Raw genomic sequence first — 22575 nt, forward strand, 5'->3', positions numbered from 1 at the left:
AATCAACGCACTCTAAAACCGGAAGGGCCCCTTTACTTTGGTGCTCTTTCCCTTGGCCCACACACGAAGCGCTTACCTTCGACCAGGCGGGTCGCGCCGGTGGCATCGAGGTGCTCCAACAGTGGGATGGCAACCCGGCGCGTCGTGGCCAGGGCCTGACGTGCCGCCGAGAGGGTGAAGGGCTGTTCCAATTGTGCCACCACATCGAAAGCCGCACGCGGAGCTGAAGGCAGAAGCACAACGCCCTTGGCCAGGCGGAGCAGGCGCCCGGCGCGCTCGGCGGCGGCGAGCTCCTTGGGGCCCAGTCCCCATTCCTTGAGGTCAGCAGCCTCCGGGGCAGCGAAGGGCTCAGCGCGCAGGCGTTGCTCGAGCTCAGCTACTGCCTTCTCTGCAGGGCCAAGGTCGACGGTCTTGCCGGGAACGCGCAGCACACCATCTACTGATTCGAGCTTGGCTGCCGCTACCGCCAACCCCAGCAGGGCCGGCTCCGACAGGTTCAGGGTGTCCATGGCCGCTGCCTTCGTCAGCCCCGGGGACAGCGGGTTCGCCGCAGCATGTGCTTCCACTGCCTCAACGAGGGCATTCTTCCACGCGGTTACCTGGCGGGCGGCAATCCACCACTCGCGGAAAACAATGACCCCTGCCGGCTTTTCCTCCACCGAAAAGCCATCGCGCAGGAGGTCGTCGCGCGAAGCGTAGCCGCAGCGCTTGAGCCACTCGGACGGGTTGGTCGGCTCTAAGGCTTCTAGCTCAGCTGCGCGCTTCTTCGCAGCACCGCGCCTACTCAGCGCGGCCGGGTGCATGTCCACGACTTCGAAGCCTGCCGCTACATGTCGCCCGCCGGGGCTGCGCACCACGAACCTATCAAGCAGCGTGAGAGATAGCGGGCTTTCCAGTGTCAACCTCGCGAACTCACCTCCTAATGGCCGCAGACGGGCACCAACGCCCGCGGTGCCGATATGCACCACGAGGTTCTGGGGAAGCTCAGCCATCTCAGTACCAAAGGTGCGGCGAATATCCACGGTTTCGAGCGCCCGCCAGCCCCCAGGGCTCAGCAGTGCATCCCCGCGATGAACCTGGTCGGCGGCCACCCCGCGAAGGTTGAGGGCCACGCGCGTGACTGGACCGGCGCTATCCACCGACTTGTTTTCACTGTGCACTCCGCGCACCGTCACGCGTTGCCCATGAAGCTCCAACTCATCCCCCACCGAGACAGTCCCCGCCGCCAGCGTTCCTGTCACCACGGTGCCCGCACCCTTCACGCTAAAGCCGCGATCGACCCACAACCGCACGCGCGCCTGGGGATCAGGCGCGGGCATAGCGGCGAGTACCTGGTCCAACTCAGTGCGTAATGTCCCCACGCCCTCGCCGGTCTTTGCGGAGACGTCGACGATGGGGGCGTCGGCAAGCGCTGTTCCAGCCAGTTCTGCCTTGACCTGCGCGGCTACCTCAGCGCGGCGGGCGGCATCTGCCCTGTCCGCGCGGCTCAGCGCCACCACTCCGTGCTCGATTCCCACGGCGCGCAGGGCATCCCGGTGGTCAGTAGACTGCGCTTGCCAGCCTTCATCGGCCGCCACCACAAAGAGCACCACCGGCGCGGGCCCCACCCCGGCCAGCATGTTGCCCAGGAACTTCTCATGCCCCGGCACATCGACAAAAGCCACATCGGCGCCGGAGTCAAGCTTCGTCCACACGAAGCCCAAGTCAATGGTCAGGCCGCGCCGCTTCTCTTCCTCCCAGCGGTCCGGCTCCATCCCCGTCAATGCCTTGACCAGGCTCGACTTGCCGTGGTCGACATGGCCGGCGGTAGCCACAACGTACACCTACATCACCGCCTGAATCGCAGCAATAAGCTCCGCGTCCTGCGACTCCGGCACGCAGCGCACATCCACCAGGCAGCGGCCCTGGTTCACGCGCGCCACCACAGGAGGCTCGCCCAACCGCAGCGGACGGGCCAGCTCTTCTGGCAACGCCACAGCCCAGCCCGGCAGCGGTACCTCGGGCGCCCCGCCGCCACCAACACGCCCGGCATGCTCGACAACCACGCCGCCTACCGCCGCAGCGACCTTCTCGGTGCGCTCGCGATGGCGCTGAGCGTCGATGTGCAGCGCATTCTGCACGGCATTGGAAGGAGCGGCAAGGGAGGCCTCAAGGGCGTTGAGCCGCAGCTTATCGATGCGCACCGCCCTCGCCAGCGGATGTTTCTTACACGCGGCGATCGCTTCCTTCTTTCCCACAAGCACCCCGGCTTGCGGTCCGCCGAGAAGCTTATCCCCCGAAAAGAGCACCACGTCTGCGCCATCTCGAAGAGCCACGCTGGCCGAGGGTTCCTCAGGCAGCACCGCATCGGGAGCGAGCAACCCGGATCCGATATCCACGATGAGTGGCACATCCGTAAGCGCACGCAACTCAGCAACCGGCACAGAAGACGTGAAGCCACTGATCACAAAGTTGGAGGGATGCACCTTGAGTATCGCCCCGGTGTTCTCCCCCAAGGCCCGCTCATAGTCCGCCAGGTGAGTTCGGTTCGTCGCGCCCACCTCACGCAAGCGGGTGGCTGTGGACTCGATGAGCTCCGGCAGACGGAAGCCCGCACCAATCTCAATAAGTTCGCCACGGGAAATGATGACCTCCTCGCCAGGGGCCAAGGCGGCGGTCGCCAGCAGCAGCGCGGATGCTCCATTGTTAACCACCAGCGCATCCTCCGCGCCGGGACAGGCGGCCAGGACAGCCTCGACCGCGCCGCGTCCCCTATCCCGCGAGCGCTGACCGCTGTCTAAGTCCATCTCAACGTCCGTATAGCCGGCTGCTGCCACCAGTGCATCCACCGCGGCTGGTGGCAATGGCGCCCTACCCAAGTTCGTGTGGATGATCACACCGGTGGCATTGATGACGCGGCGCAAGGAATAGGGCTGTGCGCTTTCGAGTCTGTCGGCCAGCTCCTGCTGAAAACGGGTGGGGTCGAGGGATCCGGAGCGGGCGTCGGCAAGCACGGCGTCGATGATCGCGCGCACCTTATGGGGTGCACTGCGCTCCTGCGCAGTGCGCACTGCCGGGTACTGGAGGATCTCATCCATCTTCGGGATGAAGCGGCGGGGGTCAGTCATCAAAGTTCCTCCTAGCTGCGCTCATGGCGGAGACGGACAGGAATCGAACCTGCCAGACCGAGATACTCGGCCTCACCGGTTTTGAAGACCGGGGCGCCCACCAGGACACGTACGCCTCCGTCTGCTCACCTTACACGGGGCTAAAGTAGTACTTATGACTGACATTAAACTTACGTCCTTTGCCGCCGGTGGCGGTTGTGCTTGCAAGATTCCCCCGGGTGAGCTCGAATCTGCTGTGGCGGGCCTGGTAGGCACCGCGGACCCCAACGTGCTGGTGGGGCTTGACGACGGCGACGATGCCGCCGCCGTACGCATCCAGGACGGCCTGGCGGTCATCTCCACCGCGGACTTCTTCACCCCGATGCTCAACGACCCCTATGACTGGGGCCGGGTAGCGGCCGCCAATGCGCTTTCCGACGTCTACGCCATGGGCGGCACGCCCATCACCGCCATCAACCTCGTGGGCTGGCCGCGCGAAAAGCTCAGCCTCGATATATTGCGCGAGGTCCTGCGCGGTGGCATGGATGTGGCCAGCCAAGCAGGGATCTCGATTACTGGCGGGCACTCCATCACCGCCCCGGAGCCCACCTATGGTTTGGCTGCCACGGGCACCGTCCACCCCGACAAGATTATGCGCAATGACGCCGCCGAGGCTGGTCTTCCCATCACGCTGACCAAGCCGATTGGTGTGGGCATCCTCAACAATAAGCACAAGGCCACCGGTGAGGTTTCTCAGGCCGCGGTAGATTCCATGACCACGCTCAACCGCGATGCAGCTGCGGCAGCGGTGGAGGCAGGAGTGCGTGCAGCAACCGACGTCACCGGGTTTGGTCTTTTGGGCCACCTCTACAAGATGTGCCGTGCCTCCGGTATCGGCGCCGAGCTCGACTTCTCCGCTGTTCCTGCGGTGAACGGCGCCAAGGAAGCCCTGGCGGAGGGCTTCATCCCGGGCGGCTCGCGCCGCAATCTAGATTGGGTCCGCCCCCACCTCGATTCGGACTTGAGCGAAGAGGACCTGGTCTTCCTCGCCGATGCCCAAACCTCCGGTGGCCTCCTCCTCATCGGCGAGGTACCCGGCTACCCAGTTATCGGGCGGACCGTGCCGGGTGAGGCGCGGATTTCTATCTCTGCTTAGGAACGCGCGCTCAGAATGCGCGCGACGCCATCGACTCCGGCATGCGTGAGGTGATTGGACAAATTGTGTGTCACGGACTTCTCGCTGATGCCGGATACCCAGCGAATAGAGTCCGGAGCACACATGTTGTGGTCGATGGAAGCGCGGCGGAGGTCAACGTAATTGGCACCAGCAGCGGAGGCCGCAGTGCGCATCGCGGAGTTAATGGTGTCCTCTCCCAAACGAACCAAGCCCAGCACATCCATGTTGAAACCCACCTCGCTGCTGGTACCAGAGCGCACGGGGCACATCGCGCCATTAGCGGCAGAGATAGCTGGGTACCCCACAAACGTGATGGTGGCATGCGGCGCAGCCTGACGGATGCGATTCGTGTTATTCACCATGGCCTGCCGGTAGGAATCATTATTAAATTGCGAGACAGCAATGTCCTGCAGATTATTGGCGCCGAATTGCACAAAGACATTCTTGGTATCGGCAGTGAGGTGTTTATTGGCAATGGCACCAACGACCTGCTGATCAAAGTCCTTCCGGAAGGAGCCCCCGCTAGCCTTGGCGGCCGAACAGGCATAGTTCGCCACCGAGCGCCCCGTGATCTTGCCGTACTCCGCGGCCACTGTCTTCTTTCCTTGCGGGCAGCCTTGTGGTGATGGAGCGCCTGCTTCCGAGCCGCTGCCCTCGATGCTGCTGAGGCCCGCACGCACAAGATCGGACCGCACGCCAGCCACCTGCTTGTAGCCGGGGTTAGCAAAGAAAGAATCACCGAAGAACACGGCGTCGGCGCCGCGGTGCGGGTCTGCGGAGGCCGTAGCGGTAGAGAAGGTCACGGCACTGCAGGCCAAAGCGGTTGCGGAAAGAGCAACGGAAAAACGCTTGATGCGCTGGGAGAAGGAGAGAGACATGATTCCTTAACAGAACGATTAGGGAGAACGAGAGAATGTTTACCTCGTTCTACTCAATCACATTGGTCTATCTCTTTGCTAACCCTTTGCCATTCTTGCAATTCTTTCCCGTCACAAAATGAGGGTTCTTATCCGCCCGTCACGACGGAAGTGCCGTAGTCACCCCGCGCTTCAGCACGCCGCTTCTGTGGAGCAATCGTGGTGGCTGGGTCCTTCACCGCTTCCAGTCCCGCGTTGAGCACACCAAAGCGGGTGCACGCAGATCCCGCCATGAGCGCAAGGCCGGACAATACCGACACGGTGCGTGACTTGGTCGCCGCAGCTACGGCCGTTCCCACACCACCGGAGGCGATGAGCCATTCAGAAGCCTTCATGAGCTTTCCCGGCAATCCCTCATGCAGCGGCCGCCTGGGTTCCGGTTCCATGTGATTTTCCATGATCCGCGTCGCGACTAGGTCACTCACTGCGGCCGTGATGCCCAGGGCGCGTGCAGGCCCAGCGTTCTTCACCGGGGTAAAGGCCATGGCGGCACCCGCCGCCGCGGCCGACGCCGAGGAAACAAAGACATAGGGCAAGTGCTTCTTCGCATCGTTCCATGTCGGGTTAGAGGTATTAGCCAACAGCACCGCTGTATAGCCAGCGAGTGGTCCGCCGAGAACTCCCGCAACGGCCCCCGCTGGGCCGGCTGCCTTATCAAGGGATCGGCGAAGCGGTTTCGGCAGCACACCGCCGACCAGCTCATCAGCCTCGACGACTGCAGGCAGCGACGCAGCAGAAGCAAAGCTGCCCAAAATCCACGAGCCGATGGACATCGGAGAGGTCACCTTGAAAACGCGGAACATGTTGAGCAGACGCTCTGGGCGCCCAAGGTCGAGGATCAGAAAGACAGAGCCCACCGAGGCCGCAGAGAACGCCGTCAATCGGGTAGAACGTTTGAGAGGCGCGTTACCCGTAGCCTGCGCGCCAGCGGCGAGTAATGCCGAGCCTCCCGAAAGTCCACCGAGGAACAGATAGCCACCAATTGGCCACTCCCACGGCGGGGCCTTGACTACGGGCTTGCCGTAATACGAGGAGAACTCGAAGTCCTCCGCCATGCGCGCTTCTTTGGACCCATCCTGTGCGCCGGCGCCGACTCGTCCACGCCGGCGCTTCTTGCCACCGCCGCGACGACGCCTAGGCTCCTGCGGCGGGCGGTACTCATCAAATTCGCTCACTTGCGGCCTCCCAACATGAATGCCCCGGCCACGGCTAACGCCATGCCGCCAATTGCCTTCGCGGCAGTCTTATACATCTGCGGCAGATCCGCCGTGGGCACGCGCGGATCCGGCGGCAAACCATAGACCTCTGGTGAATCGAGGAGCAGGAATATGGACCCGGTCCCTCCAACTCCATCCTGGGAATTGGCGCCGTAGAGACGAGCCTCGGTCAGCCCTTGCTCGTGGAGGACACGGACTCGCTCCTGCGCAGCAGCGAGCATCTCCTCGTAAGGTCCAAACTGGATAGAATCCGTCGGGCAGGTCTTAGCGCAAGCAGGCTGTTCACCAATCTTGAGCCGGTCATAACACATGGTGCACTTCTGAGCTACACCCAAATTTTTGATCGGCATGGCCTGTCCCGGCGTATGGTCTGGACCTTGCGGCTTAAGCTGCTTCAGCTTTGCCAGCACGTTCACACCCGCGTGGTCAGGCACCTCGTAATCCACAGTGGCGGTCTTGTCCGCCTTCAGCGTCACGCCGCCGTCATCGCGGCGCTCAATGACGCCGAAAGGACACCCAGCAACGCAGGTCCCGCAGCCATTGCACACATCATCTTGCACCACAACGGTGCCGAATTCGGAACGAAAGAGCGCGCCCGTCGGGCACACGTCCAAGCATCCAGCATTGGTGCAGTGCTTGCACACATCGGAGGACATGAGCCAGCGAAAATCATCGGTATCTGGGGTGACGCTTGGCGCGGAGACTGTGGGCAGCCCCAGTGAGACGAGCTTGCGCCCATCCTCGCGCGCCTGCTCAATACGCTCATTGCTTTGCTCAATGAAGGTCACGTGCCGCCAGGTATTGGCACCCAGCGAGCCTGTGTTGTCATAGGAATTGCCGGTGACCGCATAGCCTTCCACCGGGTTGCGGTTCCATTCTTTACAGGCCACCTCGCAAGCCTTGCAGCCGATGCATACCGAGGTATCGGTAAAGAACGCCATGCGCTGATAGGACTCATAGCCGTGTTTATCAGCCTTTTCGGTGAAAAGATTAGCCATTAGTCCTCCTTAGCCTTCTTTTCCTTCATAGTCCGCCACATTGCCTGCGGTGGCGTCATCGCCGGTGTTCTCCTCAGAAGCATCGCTCTTCGTGCTAAAAGCATCTGAGACGTCCAGGATCCGGTTGCCCGAGTCAACAGTAAGGTGCGCCCGCTCTTGGTACTCGCGCAAGAGTTGCACTCGTGCCTCGCCCCGCGGGCGCCGGCCCGGCTGAATATCGCAGGCGCCCACCTTTGAGTTCTGGATAAACACGTTCGGCTCCAAGGTCAGGCCCAACAGATCGTTGGCACCATCGCCGGCCACCTCGGTGGTCTCTGATTCTCCGTAGTGGAAGGGCAGGCCAATCTGGTGGAAGTCCTCACCATTGATGGTGAGCATCTCCATGCGGTCCGTCACCAAAACCTGCGCCTCTATGACACCACGCGGCGACACAATAGTGGCCCACTCGCCGTTGACAAGTCCACGCTTGGCGGCCAGTTCCTTGTCCACCTCGCAGAACAAGCCCGGCTGCAGCTCCGCCAAGTAAGGCAAGCGGCGCGACATCGCACCGGAGGTGTACATCTCCGTCAGACGGTAGGTAGAGAAGACAAACGGGAAGACCTCAGCACCGCGCTCCCCTGGCTCGGGGCGGGAAAGGTTATCCGCGCGCTTGATAGTCAACCGCGTCGGCGATTGCTGCTGCTTGTACAGCGCATTCTGCACCGGCGATTCCTGCGGCTCGTAGTGAGTCGGCAGCGGGCCGTCGGACAGTCCCTTCGGGGCAAACAGCCAACCTAGGCCGTCGGCCTGCATGATGAAGGGATCATCGCCGTCGAGGGCGTCGGGGCCGACGGCGTCGACAGGCGCAACATAGTCCGGGCGCTTCGTCACCGGGAAGTCCGGGACGTCGTCACCAACCCACTTGCCCTGGTCCTCATCCCACCAGATGTACTTCTTGCGCTCCGACCATGGAGTGCCATCCGGCTTGGCGGAGGCGCGATTGTACAGGATGCGTCGGTTAGCCGGCCATACCCAACCCCACTCGAGTGCTACTTCGTTCTGCTCAGAGCCCGGGACCTTCTTCGCGGCGTGGTTGATGCCGTCCTTATACACGCCGGTGTAGATCCAGCAGCCGCCGGAGGTAGAACCGTCGGCGCGCATCTCGGTGAAACTCGGCAACAATTGGCCCTTCTTTGGCCCATCGAGGTAGTAGCCGTTGATCTCACGCAAAATCTCATCCGAGCTGGGATCGCCGTGTTCATCCTCGGTGTAATCCCACGTCACGGACTTAATCGGCAGGTCGCGCGGGTCGGTCGAATCCGCCAAGCGCTCCCTAATCTTCTTGCCCAAGTGGTAGAAGAACCACGCCTCGCTGCGGGCCTGGCCCGGCGGCGGAGTCGCCTGGAAGCGCCATTGCACCATGCGTTGGGTCTGGGTAAATGTTCCGGACTTCTCCACGTGCGTTGCCGCAGGCATGAGGAATACCTCGGTAGCGATCTCCTCGGTCTTGAGCTCGCCGTTCTTGACTTCCGGCGAATCCTTCCAGAAACTTGCCGTTTCAATCTCTTGGAAATCGCGGACAACCAACCACTTCAGCGAGGCCAGTCCGCGGCGCTGCATACCACCGTTGGACTGCGCCACCGCTGGGTTCTGACCGAAGACAAAGTAGCCCTCCACTTCCTTGCGCAGCATGGCCAGCAATGTCTCATAGGTCGAGTGCGCGCCGGACAGGCGCGGCATAAGGTCAAAGCCCCAATTATTCTCCTTGGTAGCGGCGTCGCCCCAATAGGACTTCATGAGCGAGACCGCGTAGTTCTCACCCAACTGCCAGAAGCCCTTCTGGTCTTCCTGCCGGAAGGAATCCAGGTAATCCGCCCAGGTCTCCTGATCCACGTGCGGCATGGGCAGGTAGCCCGGAAGCGAGTTGAAGAGAGTCGGAATATCAGTCGAGCCTTGAATCGAGGCATGCCCGCGCAAGGCCATGATGCCCGATCCAGGGCGGCCCACGTTGCCCATGAGCAGCTGCAGGATCGCCGCGGTTCGGATGAACTGTGCGCCCAGGGTGTGCTGGGTAAAGCCCAGCGCGTAGGCGAAGCACGTGGTGCGCTCCGGGGTGGAGTTCTGCGCAATCGAGTCTGCCAAGTAGTAGAAGTCCTCCGGCGCAATGCCACAGGTCTCCTCCACCATCTCCGGGGTGTAGCGCGAGTAGTGGCGTTTGAGGATCTGGAAGACCGTGTTTGGATCCTCCAGCGTCATGTCCTTCTCCACGTTCCACGAGGAGCCCTCAGGCTTTTGCACGTACTGCCATGAGTCCGTGACGTACTTGCCCTTCTTCGCGTCGTACCCGGAGAACAGGCCTTCCAGGTCCTCGGTGTCTTGGAAATCCGGCGAGATGATCGACGCCGCGTTGGTGTAATTCACCACGTAATCGTGGAAATACAGGTCATTATCCAGAACGTACTTGATAATGGCGCCGAGCAGCACCACGTCCGTGCCACCGCGAATGCCGATGTGGCGGTTCGCAAAGGCAGACGTACGCGTGTAGCGCGGATCCACGTGGATAATGCGCGCACCACGCTTCTTGGCTTCGACGACCCACTGGAAACCCACGGGGTGGCATTCGGCCATATTAGAACCCTCGATGACGATGCAATCCGCATTCGCCATATCCTGCAGCGGTTGGGTCGCGCCGCCGCGGCCAAACGATGTTCCTAGACTAGGAACAGTGGCGGAGTGTCATATGCGCGCCTGGTTCTCTACCTGAATAGCACCGGTCGCGGTAAACAGTTTCTTAATGAGGTAGTTCTCCTCATTATCTAGCGTCGCGCCACCCAGACCGGCGATGCCCATGGTGCGGTTGAGACGACGCCCGTGCTTATCGACGTCCTCCCAATGCCTCGCGCGTGCCTCCACAAAACGGTCCGCGATCATATCCATCGCGGTTTCTTCGTCGAGCTCCTGCCATTCAGTGGCATAGGGCGCTCGGTACTTGATCGTGGTGATGCGGGTCGAGGAGTTAATGAGTTGCTCAGAAGCAGAGCCCTTGGGGCAGAGGCGGCCGCGGGAGATCGGGGAATCCGGATCGCCCTCGATTTGGATGACCTTGTCATCCTTCACGTAGACGCGCTGGGAGCAGCCCACTGCGCAGTAGGGGCAGACCGACTGCACGACGCGATCCGCCTCGACGGTGCGTCCCTGCAGGTCCTCACTCTTAGCCGACTGCGTAGACAGGTCGCGGCCGAAGGCATCCTTGTTGCGGATTTGGCGTACGACGGGCCAGTTCAGTGGGCTAAAACGTGACATGACTTAAACCTACTGCTTCGCCACCATGTTTTCCACCCTGTTCATGACAGCAAAAATTGAAAAGGAACTAAAACGACAGCAGGCCGGAGCTTTGCAGCTCCAGCCTCTTAGCCCTTAACCGAGATTACTTGCGGGTCTCGGTGATGCCATCGGTATCGATCTGCTCCTTGCGCAGATCCTCGGTGTGGGTCTCGGTGTCCTTGATGGTTTCCTTGGAGAGGTTAACCTTCTCCACCGGGACGGTCTTCTTCTCTACGTTCACACGCTCTTCATGCAGGGTGACGGAGGCTTCTTCTGCTCCGTTATCGCCAATGGTGCCGGTGTAGTTGGCAGCGTCAGCCTCAGAAATCGGGGTGCGCTCGACGCGAACCTCTTCGCGCTCGACCGGAACCTCAACAGTCTCAGTATCGGTCACGACGTACTTGCGCAGGCGAGCCTCACCAGTGGCCACGCGCTCCTTGTTGACGTCTAGGCGCTCCTCGGAGCGGATAACTTCACCTTCGTTGTTGGAGACGCCGTTACCGGTAGCAGTAGAGCGGTCAGTGTCAATACGGTCGGTAGCAGCGGTCCCATCCTTAGCGTGCGCACCTGCTCCAGCGCCGGCAACGCCAGCGCCAGCCACACCAGCACCGGCAGCACCAGCGCGCTCATCACGCTCGTCACGGTAGGTGGTGACATCCTGTGCGTTCTCGAGGTCGTAGTGCTTGAAGATGTCCGCCTGCGCCTCAGGAGTCAGCGGCTTATCGGAGTCAAAGTCCGGTGCGTTCTCGATGCGGTCCTTGGAGAAGGCCAGCTTGAGCTCTTCACCGGTGAAATCGTGACCACGGAGCGGAACCAAGCTGGAGCTCATGCCGAACAGGCCGTGGTTGACCTCAACGAAGGTCGGCTGACCGGACTGCTCGTCGACGAAGACCTCCTTGACAGAGCCCAGCTTGTCGCCGGTCTTGTCGTATGCGGTTGCGTTAAACAGATCCTTGATATTCTTACCCATTGTTTCTCTAAACCTTTCTATATTTGGTCTATATGGAACTGGCAAACCACAGCCATCGATATCACCCCCACATGCCATAAGAAGTGGGGGGGCGATTTGCTATTTCGTTTGCGCTGTCACCCACCATACGGACAAATAAACAATGCGCCACCGCTACAGTCCATCCCATTGCCAAAATCGCGCTTTGCCGCAGGTCACATTAGCTATAACGATTAGATTACGAGATTATTTACGCACCTCACAAGCTTATCAGAACGACGAAGCTCTCTCCCTCCCCATACCCAGACCGAAACACAAGGACATCAACCTGCCCCCACAACGTAGCACCCAACAACAATCCTCTATACAATTCTTTACGTTGCCCACAGGGGCAACCAATAAACGTTAGCTACCCCCACCCCGTTCGGCGCATTCCTTAATTGGTCTACATTCCCAATCATCACAACTCCACCATTGAGTACCCTGAACATCATGAACCAGACGAAACACTTCGAACTCAAAGTCCCGGGCGGCAAACTACTCGTCGTAGATCTTGATATTGACACCCACAGCACCGTTACCGCAGCCAAGGTCTCCGGCGATTTCTTTCTTGAGCCTGAGGAGGCCTACGAGGCACTAGCCCCAGCACTGGTTGGCATCACTACCGCCACAAGTACCGAGGACGTCCAATCCCGGCTCGATGCCGCGCTTGCGCGAATCGACTCACCCGTGGCTCTCCATGGTTTTGACACCCACCACCTTGCCGTCACAGTTAGACGTGCACTGTCCGGCGGTACCGATTTCACCGACCACAACTGGGAGATCCTGCGCCCAGGAGTTCTCCCAACCCCAGTCAACGTCGCCCTCGATGAGGTCCTCCTCAACGAAGTCGCGGAAGGAAAACGCGGCCCTACGCTCCGCTTCTGGGAGTGGGAAGACCGCGCCGTGGTCTTCGGCTCCTACCAGTCTTATTCCAATGAGTTGGACCAGGAGGGCGTCGACAAGCACGGCATTGTTCCAGTGCGCCGAATCTCCGGTGGTGGCGCAATGTTCATGGAGGGCGGCAACTGCGTAACCTATTCCCTGTACGCCCCAGACTCGCTCGTAGCCGGTTATTCCTACGAGGCTAGCTACGAGTATCTGGACCAATGGGTTCTCGCGACGCTCGGAAAGCTTGGTGTCAATGCCTGGTACGTGCCGATTAATGACATCACGTCGGACGGCGGAAAGATTGGCGGTGCCGCCCAAAAGCGCCGCAAGGGCGCGGTGCTCCACCACACCACGATGAGCTATGACATCGATGCAGACAAGATGATGGAGGTCTTGCGCATCGGCAAGGTCAAGGTCTCTTCCAAGGGCCTAGCCAGCGCAAAGAAGCGCGTGGACCCGCTGCGCCGCCAAACCGGCGTGCCGCGCGAGGAAATCATCGAGACTATGGCTACCGAGTTTGCCACCCGCTATGGCGCCGTCGACGCCGAGCTTTCCGACGACACACTCGCCGCCGCCCGCCACCTCGTCGACACCAAGTTCCTCAACGACGAGTGGACCAAGCGCATCCCATAATTTGCGGGGGAATTTCTGGGCAGCGTACGGTGTTACATGTTCTAATGAACCGATCGGTATGACTTTACCGAACCAAATGGTCCATTTCTATACAACACTGTCTAGAAGGAAAATCTCGTGTCCGACACTTCCTCCCGCGCATCCTCGCGCACGCTGCCCTCGTGGGCCACCGGCTTTGGCGCCCAGGTCATCGCCGGCCTCATTATCGGCCTTATTCTCGGATTCATCGCTTCCGGCATGGAGTCCTCGTGGCTCTCCGATACCTTGTCCGGCGTCGGCGGCGCGTACGTCCAATTACTCAAGGTGATGGTCCCGCCGCTCATCTTCGCGGCCGTCGTCACCTCGGTTGCCAACCTGCGCAAGGTGGCTAACGCCGCCTCGCTGGCAATCTCCACCCTCGTATGGTTCGCCATTACGGCTTTCTTCTCCGTCTTAGCTGGCATTCTCGTCGCCCTCGTGATGAAGCCAGGCGTAGGTACGACTGTCGATGCCTCCACCGCCGCCGATCCCTCCAACGTTGGTTCCTGGACCGCCTTCCTCCAGCAACTGGTCCCCGCCAACTTCTTTGGACTCAAGGCTTCCCTGAGTGATGGCGAAGTCTCCCTCAGCTTCGGCGCCCTTCAGCTACTTGTTATTTCCTTGGCCTTGGGTATCGCTGCGGTCAAGGCTGGCAAAGCAGCCGATCCCTTCCTGCGCTTTACCGAATCCTTCCTCAAGGTCATCCAGGTGGTTCTCTGGTGGATCATCCGTCTCGCCCCGATTGGCACCGCCGCCCTCATCGGTAAAGCCGTGTCTACCTACGGCTGGGATGCGCTGAGCTCCTTAGGCAAGTTCGTCCTCGCGATGTATGTCGGACTCGCCCTTGTCATTGTTGTGGTCTACCCTGCCGTCCTTGCTTTCAACCGCATTCCAATCATCGGCTTCTACAAGCGCGTATGGCCAGTATTCTCCCTCGGCTTCGTCACCCGTTCCTCCATGGGAGTCATGCCGGTTACCCAGCGCTTTACGGAGAGGGCCATGGGTGTGCCTCGCGAATACGCCTCCTTCGCCATCCCGCTCGGCGCTACCACGAAGATGGACGGCTGCGCCTCCGTTTACCCGGCTATCGCCGCCATCTTCATCGCTCAGTTCTACGGAATTGACCTTTCTCCGACCCAATACCTTCTCATCATCTTCGTTTCCGTCATTGGCTCCGCAGCTACTGCCGGCACGACAGGCGCCACCGTCATGTTGACACTGACGCTCTCCACGCTGGGCCTCCCGCTGGCAGGCGTCGGCCTCTTGCTCGCCATCGAGCCCATCATTGATATGGGCCGCACCGCCGTCAATGTCACCGGTCAGGCACTGTGTGCCACGATCGTCGCCAAGCGCGCCGGCATCCAAGACCAAGCAACCTGGGATGCTGCCGAGGGTGGCGTCAATGACATCATGAACGCTGATGAGAACGAACGGGACAGCGTGAACGTTTAGGAACATAAGTGACGTGGAACACACATAGTTTCTGTACGGTGGAAGCTATGTCCACGTCAACCCAAGCACCACCAGACCCCGATTCCACACAACACCGCAGCGCCATCAAGGCCTCCTTCATAGGAACCTTCATCGAATGGTTCGACTATGCGGCCTACATTTATATGTCGGCCATTATCTCCCGAGTCTTCTTTCCGGAGATGGAAGGGCGCCGCGCGCTCATCATGACATTCGCACTCTTTGCGCTTTCCTTCCTCGTCCGCCCGCTCGGCGGAATTGTGTGGGGACACTTTGGTGACAAACACGGACGAATTCAAACCCTGACGGTATCGATCACGATGATGTCGCTGGCGACAGCCGTGATCGGCTTCCTCCCCAGCTACGAAGCAATCGGATTCGCCGCCACCCTGCTACTTCTGCTTTCGCGCATGGTCCAAGGTTTCTCCGCGGCTGGCGAATATGCCGGGGCAGCCACGCACCTCGCAGAAATCGCTCCGACGCATAAGCGGGGTATCTACGCCGCAATCGTGCCTTCCGCCACAGCATCCGGCCTGCTACTGGGCTCCCTCATCGCAGCACTACTCACCGGCGTGCTTGACGACGATGCCCTCATCTCCTGGGGTTGGCGCGTCCCCTTCCTCATCGCACTACCCCTGGGCCTTTACGGCCTGTGGATTCGCCGCAACGCCGATGAGTCTTCCCGCTTTGAGAATCAAGATGACACGGAGGAATCCCCTCTTCGCGAGGTCATCAAATACCCCAAGGCCCTGGCAATCGCCTTCTCGGGCGCAGTTCTCAACGCCATCGGTTTCTATGTCATCCTGACTTACCTGCCGACCTATCTCTCCCAGGAGCTGGGCATGGCGGAAACACCTGCCTTCATTGCGTCATCGGTCGCTTCCGCTTTCTATGTCGGCTTCGCACTTCTCACCGGCCTGCTATCAGACCGCCTGGGTCGCCGCACGACCATGCTGTGTGCTGCACTTTTCATGGGACTCTTCATTGTTCCTTCCTTCATGCTCCTGGACGGCGCTGGGATCCTCCTGGTCATCATCATCCAGGTGTGCCTCGGCGGCGTACTTGCGCTTAACGACGGCGTCCTCCCCTCCTTCCTCTCCGAACAGTTCCCCACCCATGTTCGCCTTTCCGGCTTTGCTCTCACCTTCAACACGGCAAACGCTGTCTTCGGCGGCACAGCGCCCATGATCGCCACTTGGCTCATTGACAAAACCGACAACCAACTCGCCCCGGCGTATTACCTTGTTGCCGCCGCAATCATCACCGGCGGAGGCGTTCTCTTCGCCTCCAAGCGGAATCGCCTAAAAGAGATCTAGCCCACCGCCTCACTCTCCCCCTCCTGGTAGTAACTTCCATCAACGACCCACACTTGAGCTTCAGCGGCAGCGTCAATCGCCCGACCGCTGGCGATCCGAATTGTCGTTTCAGACGACGAGCAGGGCCAGGGGTCCGGGAAAACGAGGGCTTCCGCATCCGCGGGCACCGAGATTCGGTGAAGGGTGGTCACGTCCGGGGAGTCTGGCATGAAAATTGCGCCACTTTCATCATTGACTACATAGGTAAACCTAAGCTAACATCCCCTGCATGCGAGTTGCTGTTTTCGGCTATCAGTCGTGGGGACACCGGACGTTGTCTGCGGTCATCAATGCTGGTCATGAAGTAGTTTTGGTAGTTACGCACCCTGCCAGCGATCACCCTTATGAGCAAATGTGGGCAGACTCCGTTGAGGAGCTCGCCAGCGAACATGAGCTCCAGGTGTGTGTCACTGAGCGCGTGGGTCAAGACGTCATTGAGGCGTTGCGCGATGCTGCACCAGACATCATCGTGGCCAACAATTGGCGAACCTGGCTTCCTCCCGAGGTTTTCAGCCTGGCCAAGCACGGCGCATTGAATGTCCACGATGGTCTCCTGCCCGAGTACGCCGGATTTTCGCCCATCCTGTGGGCGCTGTTGAACCGGGAAACTCACGTGGGCGTCACTGTGCACGAGATGGATGAAGTGCTGGACGGCGGACCCATCGTTGCCCAGCGCGCGATCCCCGTGGGTCCGCAGGACACCACCACGGATCTCGTGGCCAAGACCATCGACCTCATCGAGCCCCTCGTGGAACGCGCATTGAGTGACGTCGCCCAAGGCACCGCCACTGCGCAACCTCAAGATCCCACCCGCGCTACGTACTTCCACAAGCGCGGCGAGCAGGAATCTCGCATAGATTTCACCCAACCTGCGGAAGATATCGCCTTGCTGGTCAGGGCGCAGTCCGACCCGTACCCCAATGCTTACTTTGAATTCCGAGGCCAGCGCGTCCGCGTGCTTTCCGCGCACGTCTCGCAGGGCCGCTTCGGCGGAACCCCCGGCCGAGTCACCATCCCTCACGAGGGAGGAATCGCGGTGGTCTGTGGATCGCCCCGTGCCAACGTGCCGGCGCCGGCGATTGTTCTGGATCGTGTTCGTCTCGACGACAACTCGGAACTGACCGCCACCGAATTCTTTGGACATAGGGCTGGATATATCCAACCAAAGGTTTGACCTTTCCCTTTTGTGTACGGGCCACGCCTCGCGCGGAAATCCGTCACCAGTAACAACGGAGAAAAATGACACTCAAGAAGATTCTCGTTAGCACCGCTGCTGTGCTGACCTTGGGCGCGGCACTGACCGCTTGCTCGACTGATGACCAGTCCGGAAATTCCGGGGACTCCCAGGCAGTCAACGCCGAGCAGGGCGCATTCCCCACCACCATCGAGCACCGCTACGGCTCCACCGAAATCAAGGAAGCCCCGCAGCGCGTGGTCTCCTTGGGCTACACGGATCAGGACGCACTGCTGGCGCTGGGAGTTACTCCTGTCTCCGTGAAGTACTGGGACGGAATGACCCCGGATGGTCAGGCTGCGGGCAACTGGTCCAATGACAAGATCGAGGGCGACACTCCTCGGATCGACAAGGACACAGAAGTCAACGCGGAAGCCATCGCCAAGGACAATCCAGACCTCATCGTGGCCGTGTACTCGGACATCGATGAAGACACGTACAAGAAGCTGTCTGAGATCGCCCCTGTCGTCGTACAAAAGGGCGAATACGAAGAACTACAGCAACCATGGGACGTGACCACGGAAGAGATCGGGCAGGCCGTGGGCAAGCCTGAAGAGGCAAAGCGCCAGGTGGAGCAGGTCAAGGAGAAGTTCGCAGAGCTCAAGGGCCGCCACCCAGAATGGGCCGAAAAGGAACTCGGCGTGGCCACTGTCTCCGACGAGAGCCTGGCTGTCTTTGCCGAGGGCGATCCGCGTAGCCGCTTCTTCACCGAGCTGGGATTCAAGATCAACCCGGCCTACGCGGGCATCACCAAGGACAAGTTCTACGGTGAGGTCTCCAAGGAAAACGCAGACCAGATCAACTCTGACGTGCTGGTGTGGGATCAACTGTCTTACTCTCCGAAGCAGAGCAAGGCTTCTGTGACCGAGGATCCGATCGTGGGCAAGCTGCCCGCCGTGAAGGACGGACACAGTGTCTACCTGGAAGGCGACCTGGAAAAGGCCTTCGGATGGCAGACCGTGCTGAGCCTGAACTACCTGCTGGACAAGATCGAGCAGCCGTTGGCAGACGCCACGAAGTAGTCTGAATCAACTGCCGAACCGCCCCGCATGAACGTGCTGGGGCGGTTTTGCTGTTGCTGGCTAGGGGACGGGCACTCATGGGGATAACGGATGCACGCTAGGGGCGAGCTGCCTGTATTCCGGTCAGAAACCGGGGTAAGAATAGACCAGTTGTTTTCTAGAAGGGATTCCCTGTGCACTTAAGCGACCTCATGGACGCCACCACCCTGCTCCAGAACTTTGGCGGCTGGGCGCTCGGCGGCATTGCGCTGATTATCTTTATTGAATCCGGCGTGCTCTTCCCGTTCCTCCCCGGCGATTCCATGCTGGTCACCGCGGCAATCTTGCGCGATCAGCTGGGCTTGAACGTTCCGATTCTGGTGGGCGTGGCCATCGTCGCGGCGTTCTTGGGCGACCAGGTAGGTTTCTGGCTCGGCCACCGCTTTGGCCGCAAGTTGTTTAAGCCCGACGCCAAGATCCTCATAACCGAGCACCTCGAACAAGCCGAGGCTTTCTTCCTGAAGTACGGGCCGTTGGCTCTGGTACTGGGGCGCTTCATCCCGATCGTGCGTACCTACATTCCCGTGGCCGCTGGTACCGCGGAGATGCCGTACAAGAAGTTCGTGGGATGGAACGTCACGGGTGCAGTGCTGTGGATTGTCAGCATGGTCGGCATTGGCGTGCTGCTGGGGGATATCCCGGGCATTGCGGATCGCATCGACATGATCGCCATCGTCATCGTGCTGGTGTCTGTGACTCCGGTGGTGATTTCCGCGATGATCAACTGGCGGAAGTCCAAGAAGACTCCCGCCCAGGAGCTGATGGAGGACTAAGCCCTGATCGTCACTTGGGGACGATCAGCGGACCGCCGGTGACAGGATCCTCGATGACTAGCGCGTTGAGGGCAAACGCCTCGAGCAGTAGCTCTGGGGTAATGACCTCGCTGGGACGCCCGGTGGCGAGGACCTGTCCATCCTTCATCACCACGAGATTATCGCTGTAGCGTACAGCCAAGTTGAGATCGTGCAGCACCATCACCACAGTCCGATCCAGCTCTCGGCGTAGACGCTGCACCAGCTCCAAAATCTCTACCGACGTGGCCAGATCCAGGTAGGTGGTGGGCTCGTCCAGGAACAGGATGTCCGTGTTCTGCGCAAGAACCATGGAGATCCACACACGCTGCCGCTGCCCTCCGGACAGAGAATCCAGGGTGCGCTCCGCCAGCCCCATCGAGCCAGTCATTTCCAGCGCCTTGTGCACCTCGGCTTCGTCCGTGGACGACCACTGACGGATCCACGATTGGTGTGGGTGCCGACCGCGCGAGACGAGATCAGCCACGTTGAGTCCCTCCGGGGCGGTAGGGGTTTGTGGCAGCACGCTGATGGTCCGTGCGAGGTCCTTGCGCCTGATGGATGAGATATCGGCGCCGTCTAACAGCACTTCGCCCTCATTCGCCGGAAGGAGACGAGACATGGCTCGCAACAACGTGGATTTGCCGCAGCCATTGGGGCCGATGATTGTGGTGATCTGCCCGCGAGGAAAGTCCACGTCCAAGCCTTCGATGACCGTCCGGTCGCCGTAGCCCACGGCGAGGCCGCGTGCGCTCATGCTGTGCTTCTGAGTCATGTGTCCTTCTTTGTTCGCGGCACTGCTAACTTCCAGGGTGGGATCTTTTCTCATGCCGTGGTTGACCTATTCCGTTGGACCAGCAAATAAATAAGGAACGCACCGCCGATTGCCGAGGTGAGAATGCCCACCGGCAGCTCTACGGGCAGAAGAGTTTGGGTGCTGATATCTGCCAGCAGGAGTAGCGCAGCGCCGGTCAGCGCAGAGGCCAGAAGCGGTGGTGCAGAGCAGTTGCACAAGCGCAGCGCCACCTGTGGGGCCACGAAGGCGACGAACCCGATGGGGCCAGCGGCCGAGACCGCCACTGCTGCCAAAGCCACGGCAGCGGCGAGCAGAAGCACCTGCACACCCTGGACGTTTTGTCCCAAAGCCCGTGCAGTATCCGAGCCCAGCAAGGTGGCTAAAAGTTGGTGACCAATCCAGGCCAGCAGCGGTGTAAACACCAACACAACAATGGCGATGGGCCACATCTTGGACCAGTCCGCAGTGCTCAGGGAGCCAGTAAGCCAGAACTGCGCGGCCGCGGCATCGCGCAACTCCGTGCGGATCATCAGGAAGTTGATATACGAGGTCAACAGAGCAGAGATGATGATGCCGAACAGCACTAGCCGGAAGGAATCAGTCGATCTCCTCCACGCCAGAGCCCACATCACCGTTGCGGTGACAGCCGCACCAAGCACCGCGGCCAAGGGAATGCCGATGCTGCTGAGCCAGCCGAGGAAACCACCAGCGCCACCACCCAGAGTGATGACGGTGACCGCGGCCGCGGACGCGCCCGTAGTGAAGCCCAAGATATCCGGGCTGGCCAGCGCATTGCGAGTCACGGACTGAGTGAGGGCTCCGGATAATCCCAGCGCACAGCCCACCAGAATGGCCGTCAGCGCACGAGGCATGCGCCAATCCAAAACCACCAGACGCTCAATGCGGGTGCCCTGGCCGGTGAACAGCACCTCCAGCACACGAGCCGGGGACACAGGATAGTCACCCAGGCCGATGGAGACCGCCGCTAGCAAGACGATCGCCACGAGCAGCAATAGAGACACCGTCAACGCGCGAGGGCGCCAGACCACAGAAAATGAGCCCACGCGGAATGGCGGGCGCCCAGGGATAGTGGAAGAGGTAGGGCGGGCAAGGAGGGAACTCATTAAATGGCCACCACCCGGCGTCGATAAATAAGGGCGATGAAGAACGGCGCGCCCACGAACGCGAGGATGATGCCTACTTGCAACTCGCCCGGACGAGCGATCAGACGGCCCACCACGTCTGCGAACAGCATCATCACCGCACCCGTCAGGGCAGAGTAAGGGAGGATCCAGCGGTAATCAGGGCCCGTGATGGCGCGCACGAGGTGCGGGACCACCAGGCCGATGAAGGTGATGGGGCCGGCGGCAGCTGTCGCGGCACCGGCCAGCAGTGCGATCAGAGCCATGCCAATCAGGCGGGCGCGCTGGGTGTTGATGCCCAGTCCGGAGGCGATGTCATCGCCCAGATTCAGGAGGTTTAGCTGCGGTGCCGTGATGAACGCCAGCAGGAGGCCCACCAGGATAAACGGCAGCACGCCGTAGAACACGGTGAGATCCCGGCCCGCGATGGAGCCGACGGTCCAGAAGCGCATGCGATCCAGATTGGCATCGTCAGTGAGGATAAAACCGCTGATGATGGCGCTGAGGACCGCGGACAAAGCCGCGCCGCCGAGGACCAGCGTCATTGGATTGGCCTGTCCTCCTCCTATGGACGCCAAACTAAACACCAACGCAGTAGCAGCGATGGCCCCACCGAACGCCCACATGCTGGTAGCCCACACGGACGTCACACCCAGCAAGGAGAAGCTGGCAACCACGGCCAGGGACGCACCGTAGTTGATGCCGAGAATGCCCGTGTCCGCGAGAGGGTTGCGCGTGTGCCCTTGGATCAATGCACCGGAGGCGCCAAGGGCAGCACCGGCGACTAGGCCCAACAGGGTGCGGGGAATGCGGAGCTCGACGATCACGCGCTGATCCACATTCAGCCCCTCCGCGTGGCCGAACGCCGTGCCGAGATCGCGGAACACGGCGGACACTTCTCCAAAAGGGATCTGCCGTGATCCAAACACGATGCTGGCAACGATGCTGGCGAGCAATAGGAGGAAAAGGACGCCGAGGCCGACGAGGCGACGCGGGATTTTACCTGATGGAGCGCTGGCAGAAGCGTCCGCAGTAGCGTCCGCGCGAGACCCCAGGTGTGATTGAGAAGGGGATTGCGCATGCGGGGTAGAGATAGCCATGCATCCCTCCTTGACGCGTGAAAGTCCATGATCTTAACGGGAGCAAGCTTATGTGAACAAGGTAAGCCTAATCAAAGTACTACAAGGAGGGGTGCTGTTGCAAAGTTGGGGCAGTAGAAAGACCGACGTGAAATAATCAGAGCCATGGGCATCTTCTCCGGTCGGCATTTCCCCCGTGACATCATCCTGTGGGCGGTGCGGTGGTACTGCCGCTACGGCGTGAGCTACCGCGACCTCGAAGAAATGATGACCGAGCGGGGTGTGCCAGTCGATCACACCACGATCTACCGCTGGGTGCAGAAATACGCCCCTGAGCTGGATAAGCACACTCGCTGGTACCGGCAGGTACCCGACTGGCAGGCCCGGTCCTGGCGGGTGGATGAGACCTATATCCGGGT

Annotated in this window: 18 protein-coding genes, 1 tRNA gene and 1 pseudogene; 8 read left to right on the top strand and 12 right to left on the bottom strand. The window is 60.6% G+C overall.

Features of this window, described 5'->3' with window-relative positions; genetic code table 11:
- Positions 1–32: 32 nt before the first annotated feature.
- The 3 genes from selB to HMPREF3147_RS09505 all read right to left on the bottom strand — a co-directional run bounded on the left by selB (position 33) and on the right by HMPREF3147_RS09505 (position 3226).
- Positions 33–1823 (bottom strand): selenocysteine-specific translation elongation factor, encoded by a 1791-nt coding sequence (gene selB / locus HMPREF3147_RS09495; RefSeq protein WP_070446976.1) that lies wholly within the window; start codon positions 1821–1823, stop codon positions 33–35.
- Positions 1824–3107 carry an L-seryl-tRNA(Sec) selenium transferase gene (gene selA, locus HMPREF3147_RS09500; RefSeq protein WP_210384592.1) on the bottom strand — a complete coding sequence of 428 codons (1284 nt, stop codon included), beginning with the start codon at positions 3105–3107 and terminating at the stop codon, positions 1824–1826.
- A gap of 24 nt (positions 3108–3131) precedes the next feature.
- Positions 3132–3226: transfer RNA gene (locus HMPREF3147_RS09505), tRNA-Sec, on the bottom strand.
- Positions 3227–3261: 35 nt separating this feature from the next.
- Between HMPREF3147_RS09505 and selD the strand changes: the two genes are divergently transcribed.
- Positions 3262–4242, top strand: coding sequence for a selenide, water dikinase SelD (selD, locus tag HMPREF3147_RS09510; protein WP_070446981.1), 981 nt, complete (start codon positions 3262–3264; stop codon positions 4240–4242).
- Here selD and HMPREF3147_RS09515 read toward each other — a convergent pair.
- The 5 genes from HMPREF3147_RS09515 to HMPREF3147_RS09540 form a co-directional block, all read right to left on the bottom strand.
- Complete coding sequence (locus HMPREF3147_RS09515) at positions 4239–5141, bottom strand: GDSL-type esterase/lipase family protein (protein WP_070446983.1); 903 nt, start codon at positions 5139–5141, stop codon at positions 4239–4241. The two genes, selD and HMPREF3147_RS09515, sit on opposite strands and share 4 nt — an antisense overlap.
- A 128-nt stretch (positions 5142–5269) precedes the next feature.
- Positions 5270–6355, bottom strand: a complete 1086-nt coding sequence (gene nrfD, locus HMPREF3147_RS09520) for an NrfD/PsrC family molybdoenzyme membrane anchor subunit (RefSeq protein WP_070446985.1) — start codon at positions 6353–6355, stop codon at positions 5270–5272.
- Positions 6352–7395 carry a 4Fe-4S dicluster domain-containing protein gene (locus HMPREF3147_RS09525; RefSeq protein ID WP_070446987.1) on the bottom strand — a complete coding sequence of 348 codons (1044 nt, stop codon included), beginning with the start codon at positions 7393–7395 and terminating at the stop codon, positions 6352–6354. The genes nrfD and HMPREF3147_RS09525 overlap by 4 nt, the downstream gene beginning before the upstream one ends.
- A gap of 9 nt (positions 7396–7404) precedes the next feature.
- Positions 7405–10677 (bottom strand): formate dehydrogenase-N subunit alpha, encoded by a 3273-nt coding sequence (gene fdnG, locus HMPREF3147_RS09530; RefSeq protein ID WP_246815760.1) that lies wholly within the window; start codon positions 10675–10677, stop codon positions 7405–7407.
- A gap of 124 nt (positions 10678–10801) precedes the next feature.
- Complete coding sequence (locus HMPREF3147_RS09540) at positions 10802–11668, bottom strand: PRC and DUF2382 domain-containing protein (RefSeq protein WP_070446992.1); 867 nt, start codon at positions 11666–11668, stop codon at positions 10802–10804.
- 471 nt (positions 11669–12139) lie between these two features.
- Here HMPREF3147_RS09540 and HMPREF3147_RS09545 point away from each other — a divergent pair, with 471 nt between their 5' ends.
- The 3 genes from HMPREF3147_RS09545 to HMPREF3147_RS09555 all read left to right on the top strand — a co-directional run bounded on the left by HMPREF3147_RS09545 (position 12140) and on the right by HMPREF3147_RS09555 (position 16014).
- Complete coding sequence (locus HMPREF3147_RS09545; protein ID WP_070446993.1) at positions 12140–13210, top strand: lipoate--protein ligase family protein; 1071 nt, start codon at positions 12140–12142, stop codon at positions 13208–13210.
- 117 nt (positions 13211–13327) lie between these two features.
- Entirely contained in the window at positions 13328–14680 is a 1353-nt protein-coding gene (locus tag HMPREF3147_RS09550) for a dicarboxylate/amino acid:cation symporter (protein WP_070446994.1), read from the top strand.
- Positions 14681–14727: 47 nt separating this feature from the next.
- Positions 14728–16014 carry an MFS transporter gene (locus HMPREF3147_RS09555; RefSeq protein WP_070446995.1) on the top strand — a complete coding sequence of 429 codons (1287 nt, stop codon included), beginning with the start codon at positions 14728–14730 and terminating at the stop codon, positions 16012–16014.
- On the opposite strand, the gene HMPREF3147_RS09560 is transcribed toward HMPREF3147_RS09555, so the two are convergent.
- Positions 16011–16205 carry a hypothetical protein gene (locus tag HMPREF3147_RS09560; RefSeq protein ID WP_167595792.1) on the bottom strand — a complete coding sequence of 65 codons (195 nt, stop codon included), beginning with the start codon at positions 16203–16205 and terminating at the stop codon, positions 16011–16013. The genes HMPREF3147_RS09555 and HMPREF3147_RS09560 overlap by 4 nt on opposite strands.
- 77 nt (positions 16206–16282) lie before the next feature.
- Here HMPREF3147_RS09560 and HMPREF3147_RS09565 point away from each other — a divergent pair, with 77 nt between their 5' ends.
- The 3 genes from HMPREF3147_RS09565 to HMPREF3147_RS09575 all read left to right on the top strand — a co-directional run bounded on the left by HMPREF3147_RS09565 (position 16283) and on the right by HMPREF3147_RS09575 (position 19121).
- On the top strand, positions 16283–17227 hold the full coding sequence (locus tag HMPREF3147_RS09565; RefSeq protein ID WP_005325328.1) for a methionyl-tRNA formyltransferase: 945 nt from the start codon (positions 16283–16285) through the stop codon (positions 17225–17227).
- Between the two features lie 65 nt (positions 17228–17292).
- Positions 17293–18309, top strand: a complete 1017-nt coding sequence (locus tag HMPREF3147_RS09570) for an iron-siderophore ABC transporter substrate-binding protein (RefSeq protein ID WP_005291893.1) — start codon at positions 17293–17295, stop codon at positions 18307–18309.
- Positions 18310–18482: 173 nt separating this feature from the next.
- The gene (locus HMPREF3147_RS09575) at positions 18483–19121 is read left to right on the top strand and encodes a DedA family protein (RefSeq protein ID WP_005325329.1); all 639 of its coding nucleotides are present in this window, start codon (positions 18483–18485) and stop codon (positions 19119–19121) included.
- Positions 19122–19131: 10 nt separating this feature from the next.
- Here the strand turns inward: HMPREF3147_RS09575 and HMPREF3147_RS09580 are convergent, their stop codons facing one another.
- The 3 genes from HMPREF3147_RS09580 to HMPREF3147_RS09590 are packed head-to-tail and all read right to left on the bottom strand — an operon-like array spanning position 19132 to position 22177.
- Positions 19132–19914, bottom strand: coding sequence for an ABC transporter ATP-binding protein (locus HMPREF3147_RS09580; RefSeq protein WP_019176090.1), 783 nt, complete (start codon positions 19912–19914; stop codon positions 19132–19134).
- Positions 19915–19964: 50 nt separating this feature from the next.
- Positions 19965–21059, bottom strand: coding sequence for a FecCD family ABC transporter permease (locus HMPREF3147_RS09585; protein ID WP_005325330.1), 1095 nt, complete (start codon positions 21057–21059; stop codon positions 19965–19967).
- A complete protein-coding gene (locus HMPREF3147_RS09590) occupies positions 21059–22177 on the bottom strand; it encodes a FecCD family ABC transporter permease (RefSeq protein WP_005325331.1) in 1119 nt (372 codons plus the stop codon). The genes HMPREF3147_RS09585 and HMPREF3147_RS09590 overlap by 1 nt, the downstream gene beginning before the upstream one ends.
- 144 nt (positions 22178–22321) lie before the next feature.
- Here HMPREF3147_RS09590 and HMPREF3147_RS13030 point away from each other — a divergent pair.
- Positions 22322–22575: pseudogene (locus HMPREF3147_RS13030) on the top strand (IS6 family transposase); the annotation flags it as partial.

It is taken from the genome of Corynebacterium sp. HMSC05D03, assembly GCF_001807205.1.
Lineage (GTDB): Bacteria > Actinomycetota > Actinomycetes > Mycobacteriales > Mycobacteriaceae > Corynebacterium > Corynebacterium aurimucosum.